The organism is Allobosea sp., assembly GCF_030694325.1.
In the GTDB taxonomy this organism is placed as follows: domain Bacteria; phylum Pseudomonadota; class Alphaproteobacteria; order Rhizobiales; family Beijerinckiaceae; genus Allobosea.
In genome coordinates, this window is sequence record NZ_JAUXYO010000087.1 from 1 (window position 1) to 5317 (window position 5317).

Sequence of the window (5317 nt, forward strand, 5' to 3'; positions counted from 1 at the left end):
GAGGAGCACATCACGGCCTTCGGCTGGGCGACGCCGCAGGAGATCGACGACATCATGGCGCTCGCCATTCGCGTCAACGACTTCCTCTCCGGCCTCTTCCTCGGCGCCGGCATCCGTCGCGTCGATTTCAAGATGGAATGCGGTCGCCTTTGGGAAGGCGAGATGATGCGCATCGTCGTCGCCGACGAGATCAGCCCCGACTCCTGCCGGCTCTGGGACATAAAGTCCAAGGACGAGCTCGACGAGGACCGCTTCCGCCGAGACATGGGCGGCCTCATCGAGGCCTATACCGAAGTCGCCCGCCGCCTCGGCATCCTCGGCGAGAACGAAAAGGCCGGCCCGGTGGGCCCCCGCCTCGTCCAGTAAGCCGACGCCGCCATGGATGACGGCTCGCCGCCGCACCGGACCATGAAACGGGAGCGCCTGCGCTCCCGTTTTCGCATCACGGGCCCGCTCGCCACCGTGCTGCTGCTGTCCGGTTGCGCCGGTGATTTCGGCGCAGGGATCGCGGAACTGCCCGCCGCACAGGGCTGGGAGCGTCTCCCGATCGGCGGCTGGGTTCTGAACGACGGCATCGAGGCGCGCACCATGGTCGTCTGCCCGCGCGAGGCGTGCGCGCAGCAGGGCTTCGCCTCGGTCCTCGTCTTTTCAGGCGCCGAGGCTGGCCGGATGGAGCAGGCCCTGAAGGCCGATCCGCAGCGCCTAGCTCGCCTGTTCTCGAAGCCGCCGTCCGATCCCGCGCGAAAGCCGGCCGCGCCGAAGCCCGCCGCTGGAAAAGCGGATTCGCGGCCCAAGAGCACGACCCGCGTCAGCCGCTTCGAGGCCGAGGGCACGAGCGGCCTCCTCGTCGAGATCCGCGCGCTCGATGCGAGCACCAAGAGCGCCGCGACCGCGATCCTGCATGGGCGCGAGGGCGACCGACTGGTCCTGGCCATCGCCGTCTCGCCCGACGCCGGGAGCGCCCGCCGCGATGCGGTGGCCGCATGGCGCAGCCGCTGATTCACGTGAAACCGCCATTCCGGTTGAGCCCGGTTCGATTCGCCGTTAAGGCAGCCGCAGAACGCCCTCTGGAGATCGCCATGAAAGCCCGCGTCACCGTCACTCTCAAGACCGGCGTGCTCGATCCGCAGGGCAAGGCGATCGAGGGCGCGCTGAAATCCCTCGGCATCGACGGCGTCGGCTCCGTCCGCCAGGGCAAGGTCTTCGACATCGAGCTGTCGGGCTCCGACAAGGCGGCGGCCGAGGCCGCCCTCAAGACCGCCTGCGAGAAGCTGCTCGCCAACACCGTGATCGAGAACTACCGCGTCGAGATCGGGGCGTGATCCGATGAAAGCCGCCGTCATCACCTTTCCCGGCTCCAACCGTGACGGCGACGTCGCCAAGGCGCTGAAGCAGGCCGGGGCCGAGGTGGCCCATGTCTGGCACGCCGACACCGACCTCCCGGCCGGCACCGATCTCGTCGTCCTGCCCGGCGGCTTCTCCTATGGCGATTATCTGCGCACCGGCGCCATCGCCGGCCGCGCCAACATCATGGACGCGACGCGGGCGCACGCCGCCCGCGGCGGATATGTTCTCGGCATCTGCAACGGCTTCCAGATCGCCTGCGAGGCGGGCCTCCTGCCCGGCATCCTGATGCGCAACGCCGATCTGAAATTCGTCTGCAGGCGCCAGCACCTCACCGTCGAACGCGACGACACGCCCTACACCGCCGCCTATGCGCGCGGCCAGGTAATCGACGTCTGCGTCGCCCACGGCGAGGGCAACTACGTCGCCGATCCGGAGACCCTGGCGCTGCTGGAAGGCGAGGGCCTCGTCGCGTTCCGCTATGCCGACGCGCAGGGGCAGGTCACGGCGGAGGCCAACCCCAATGGCTCGCTCAACAACATCGCCGGCATCTACTCGCCCGGCTTCAACGTGCTCGGCCTGATGCCGCACCCCGAGAACCTGATCGATTCGCTGACCGGCGGCACCGATGGCCGCGGCCTGTTCGAAAGCCTGATGGGCGGGAAGAAGGCGGCCTGACCGCGTCATTCCCGGGCGAAGCGAAGCGCAGACCCGGGAATCTCAGGCCGGAAGGCAGAACCGGAGACTTCGCGTCATGAGATGCCCGGGGCAAGCCCGAGCATGACGCGCCTGCTTCACTTGCCCGCAACCGCCCGCGCCAGCAGCCGTCCGGCGCTCGCGGCGTCGAGCGGCCCGACATGCTTTTCGAGAATGCGCCCGTCCGGCCCGATCACGAAGGTTTCCGGCACGCCATAGACGCCCCATTCGATCGCCGCGCGGCCCGAAGCATCGACCCCGACGGCGGAATAGGGGTTGCCGAGCGCGCCGAGGAACCGGCGGGCGTTCTCCGCCTCGTCCTTGTAGTTGATGCCGACCACGGCGACGCGACCCGCCTTCACCGGCGGCGAATCGGCCATCGCGACCAGGAAGGGATGCTCGACCCGGCAGGGCGCGCACCAGCTCGCGAAGACGTTGACGATCGTCGCGCGGCCGGCCGCGAGATCGGCCATCCCGAAGGCGGGAACCGGGCGCCCTTCACGCTGCAGCCCCTCCAGCGCGGAGAGCGTCACGGGCGGCGCCGGCTTCCCGATCAGTGCGGATGGCACCTTGCTGGCGTCACCGGCAAAGAGCCCGACGAGGAAAACGACCGCCAGCGCGCCGAATAGAAGCAGCGGCAGCAGGAACAGCAGCGGCGAACGGCGGCGTGGCGCCGCCTCCACCTCCGCTTCGACCCTGTTATCGGCTTGGCTCTCGAGCTGGCTCATCGCGATTCCCGTTCCGCGCGACGGCCCGCCCCGCGTTGCTCGAGCTTCGCCAAAGCCCGCTTCTGGGCCCTGTAATCGAGCAGGATCGACGCCAGGAGCCCGCCCAGCACGATCGCGACCGCAGCGTAGGAGGCCAGGATGAAACCGGCATGCGGCCCGAGTCCGCTCATGACCGATCGGCCCTCATGCCGGCGCGTTCCCTGTCGCCAGCCGGTCGAGCCGCTCTGCTTCCAGGATCGTCAGCGTCCGCACGCGCCGCCGCATGATCTCGGCGCGCATCGCCACCAGATGAAGCGTCAGCGCCATTAGGGTGAAGCCGGCTGCCAGGATCAGCAGCGGCCAGAGCATCGACGGATGGATCGTCGGCCCGTCCAGCCGGAGCACCGAGGCCGGCTGGTGCAGCGTGTTCCACCAGTCGACCGAGAACTTGATGATCGGCACGTTGACGAAGCCGACCAGCGTCAGGATCGCCACCGCCCGTCCGGCCTGGGACGGCTCGTCGAGCGTCCGCCACAGCGCCATGATGCCGAGATAGATCAGGAGCAGCACCAGCATCGAGGTCAGCCGCGCGTCCCAGACCCAGTAGGTCCCCCACATCGGCTTGCCCCAGAAGGCGCCGGTGAGCAGGCAGATCAGGGCAAATGCCGCGCCGATCGGAGCCGCGGCCTTCTGCGCGACATCGGCCAGCGGATGACGCCAGACCAGCGTGCCCAGCGCCGAGAGCGTCATCATCGTGTAGAACATCATGGCGAGCCAGGCGGCCGGCACATGCACGAACATGATGCGGATGGTCTCGCCCTGCTGATAGTCGGCCGGCGCCACGAACCAGGCGAGATAGAAGCCCACGCTCAGCAGCACCCCGGCCACGCCCGTCGACCAGGGCAGCAGCGCGGCGGAGAGGCGCATGAAGCGCGTCGGATTTGCGAGATCGATCAGGCCAGCCATGTCATCGCATCATGCTCGGAGCCTGCCCCCAAAGCGGTCGACGCAGCCTTATCAAGGCAGACCAGCCGCAGCAATCCGCTTGCCGGCCATGCGACACCGGGACGTCCGGCTCCCTTTCGCGCCCGATCGGCGACCGCCGCGGCGGGAATGGTGCGCCTGATCTGGCAGCGCCCGGCGGGGCCGCCGACCCCCCGCACCGGCCCGACCGGCTCATGCCCGCGATTCTTCACTCAAATGCTAAGAGATTGAACCGATTGATATATCGCCGATTGCGGTTGTCCGGGTCCGGTTCGCTTGTTAGGGTCTGGCGAATCCGGAAAGGAGTGGGCATGATGCGGCACCTGCCGGACGACATCCAGCGTGACGTGGAAACCATGGTTCGCGCCAAGGCTGGCGAATCGCGCGTGCTCGACGTCGATGCCACGGTGACGGAGATTCTCGGCCGTCATCGCGGACAGGGCCTTGAGATCGGCACGGTCGCCGCCAGCGTGGCCCGCCTCGCCAGCCAGTATGGCTGCGCCGTCCAACTCGGCGGCCGACGCGACGACCGCGGTCGAGTCGCGGCGCACTGAGGCGCTACTGCGCCTGCCGCAGCGCCGCCGCAGCGGCCAGCGTCCCGACGACGATCGCAGCCAGCGACAGCGCACAGAGGATCAGGAACGGCGTCGCGAAAGGGATCGTTCCGCCCAGCGCCGCGTTCGACGCCGATACGCCGAAGATCAGCACCGGCACCGTGAGGGGCGCCACCAGCACGGGCAGGATCAGCCCGCCACGCCGCAGGCTCGCCGTCAGCGCCGCCGCGCCCGCCCCGATGAAGCTGAGCGCCGGCGTCCCGACGAGCAGGGTCGCAGCCACGGGCAGCATCGCCTCGCCGGGCAGCGCCACCAGCAGGCCGAGCAGCGGCGCGGCCAGCGCCAGCGGCAGGCCCGTCGTCAGCCAATGCGCCAACCCCTTCGCCAGCACGGCGAGTTCGAGCGGCAGCATCGACGCCCGGATCAGGTCGAGCGAGCCATCCTCCTCGTCGGCCTGGAAAAGCCGGTCGAGCCCGATCAGCACCGACAGAAGCGCGCCCAGCCACAGGATGGCGGGGCCGATTCGCGAGAGCAGGTTGAGATCCGGCCCCAGCGCAAAGGGCACCAGCACGACGATCGTCAGGAAGAAGACGAGCGCGAGTTCGCCCCCGCCGCCGGCCCGCGAGGCGAGCGCGAGATCGCGCTTCAGGATGGTCAGGAAGGCGCGGCTCACGGCCCGATCCTCACATCGCGCACACCGTCCAGCTCGAGCGGACCATGGGTTGCGGCCAGGATCGCCCCGCCCTGTGCCAGATGGTCCCGCATCAGGCCGCTCAGCATCGCCTGGGCCGCGGCATCGAGCGCCGACATCGGCTCGTCCAGAAGCCAGATCGGCCGCCGTGCGACGAGGAGCCGGGCGAGCGCGACGCGGCGGCGCTGTCCGGCGGAGAGATAGCCCACCGGAAGCGCCGCGACATGGGGCAGGCCGACCGCGGCCAGCGCCTCGGAAGGCGACAGGAATGCCTCCCCCAGCAGCGCCTGCGCGAAGGCGAGGTTTTCCTGCGCCGTCAGCGCCGTCTTCAGCCCGTCGCG

Annotated in this window: 10 protein-coding genes; 5 read left to right on the forward strand and 5 right to left on the reverse strand. The window is 69.4% G+C overall.

What is annotated here, in order from left to right; genetic code table 11:
* The 4 genes from Q8M82_RS05270 to purQ form a co-directional block, all read left to right on the forward strand.
* The coding region (locus tag Q8M82_RS05270; RefSeq protein WP_305690329.1) for a phosphoribosylaminoimidazolesuccinocarboxamide synthase at positions 1–366 on the forward strand (366 nt) is incomplete at its 5' end.
* 42 nt (positions 367–408) lie between these two features.
* Entirely contained in the window at positions 409–999 is a 591-nt protein-coding gene (locus Q8M82_RS05275; protein WP_305690330.1) for a hypothetical protein, read from the forward strand.
* An 80-nt stretch (positions 1000–1079) separates the two neighbouring features.
* Positions 1080–1322 (forward strand): phosphoribosylformylglycinamidine synthase subunit PurS, encoded by a 243-nt coding sequence (purS, locus tag Q8M82_RS05280; RefSeq protein ID WP_305690331.1) that lies wholly within the window; start codon positions 1080–1082, stop codon positions 1320–1322.
* 4 nt (positions 1323–1326) lie between these two features.
* Complete coding sequence (gene purQ / locus Q8M82_RS05285) at positions 1327–2022, forward strand: phosphoribosylformylglycinamidine synthase subunit PurQ (RefSeq protein WP_305690332.1); 696 nt, start codon at positions 1327–1329, stop codon at positions 2020–2022.
* A 116-nt stretch (positions 2023–2138) separates the two neighbouring features.
* Here purQ and Q8M82_RS05290 read toward each other — a convergent pair whose 3' ends face one another.
* From Q8M82_RS05290 to Q8M82_RS05300, 3 genes are read right to left on the reverse strand one after another with little or no spacing between them, the layout of a single operon-like run.
* Entirely contained in the window at positions 2139–2768 is a 630-nt protein-coding gene (locus Q8M82_RS05290) for a DsbE family thiol:disulfide interchange protein (RefSeq protein ID WP_305690333.1), read from the reverse strand.
* Positions 2765–2938: a heme exporter protein CcmD gene (gene ccmD / locus Q8M82_RS05295; RefSeq protein ID WP_305690334.1), complete on the reverse strand. Its 174-nt coding sequence runs from the start codon at positions 2936–2938 to the stop codon at positions 2765–2767. The genes Q8M82_RS05290 and ccmD overlap by 4 nt, the downstream gene beginning before the upstream one ends.
* 13 nt (positions 2939–2951) lie before the next feature.
* Positions 2952–3713: a heme ABC transporter permease gene (locus Q8M82_RS05300; RefSeq protein ID WP_305690335.1), complete on the reverse strand. Its 762-nt coding sequence runs from the start codon at positions 3711–3713 to the stop codon at positions 2952–2954.
* Positions 3714–4042: 329 nt separating this feature from the next.
* Here Q8M82_RS05300 and Q8M82_RS05305 point away from each other — a divergent pair, with 329 nt between their 5' ends.
* Positions 4043–4285, forward strand: a complete 243-nt coding sequence (locus tag Q8M82_RS05305; RefSeq protein ID WP_305690336.1) for a hypothetical protein — start codon at positions 4043–4045, stop codon at positions 4283–4285.
* A 4-nt stretch (positions 4286–4289) separates the two neighbouring features.
* Here the strand turns inward: Q8M82_RS05305 and ccmB are convergent, their stop codons facing one another.
* Together ccmB and ccmA are read right to left on the reverse strand one after the other, a co-directional pair.
* On the reverse strand, positions 4290–4958 hold the full coding sequence (ccmB, locus tag Q8M82_RS05310; RefSeq protein WP_305690337.1) for a heme exporter protein CcmB: 669 nt from the start codon (positions 4956–4958) through the stop codon (positions 4290–4292).
* A partial coding sequence (ccmA, locus tag Q8M82_RS05315) for a heme ABC exporter ATP-binding protein CcmA (RefSeq protein ID WP_305690338.1) occupies positions 4955–5317 on the reverse strand: 363 nt, incomplete at its 5' end. The genes ccmB and ccmA, both read right to left, overlap by 4 nt.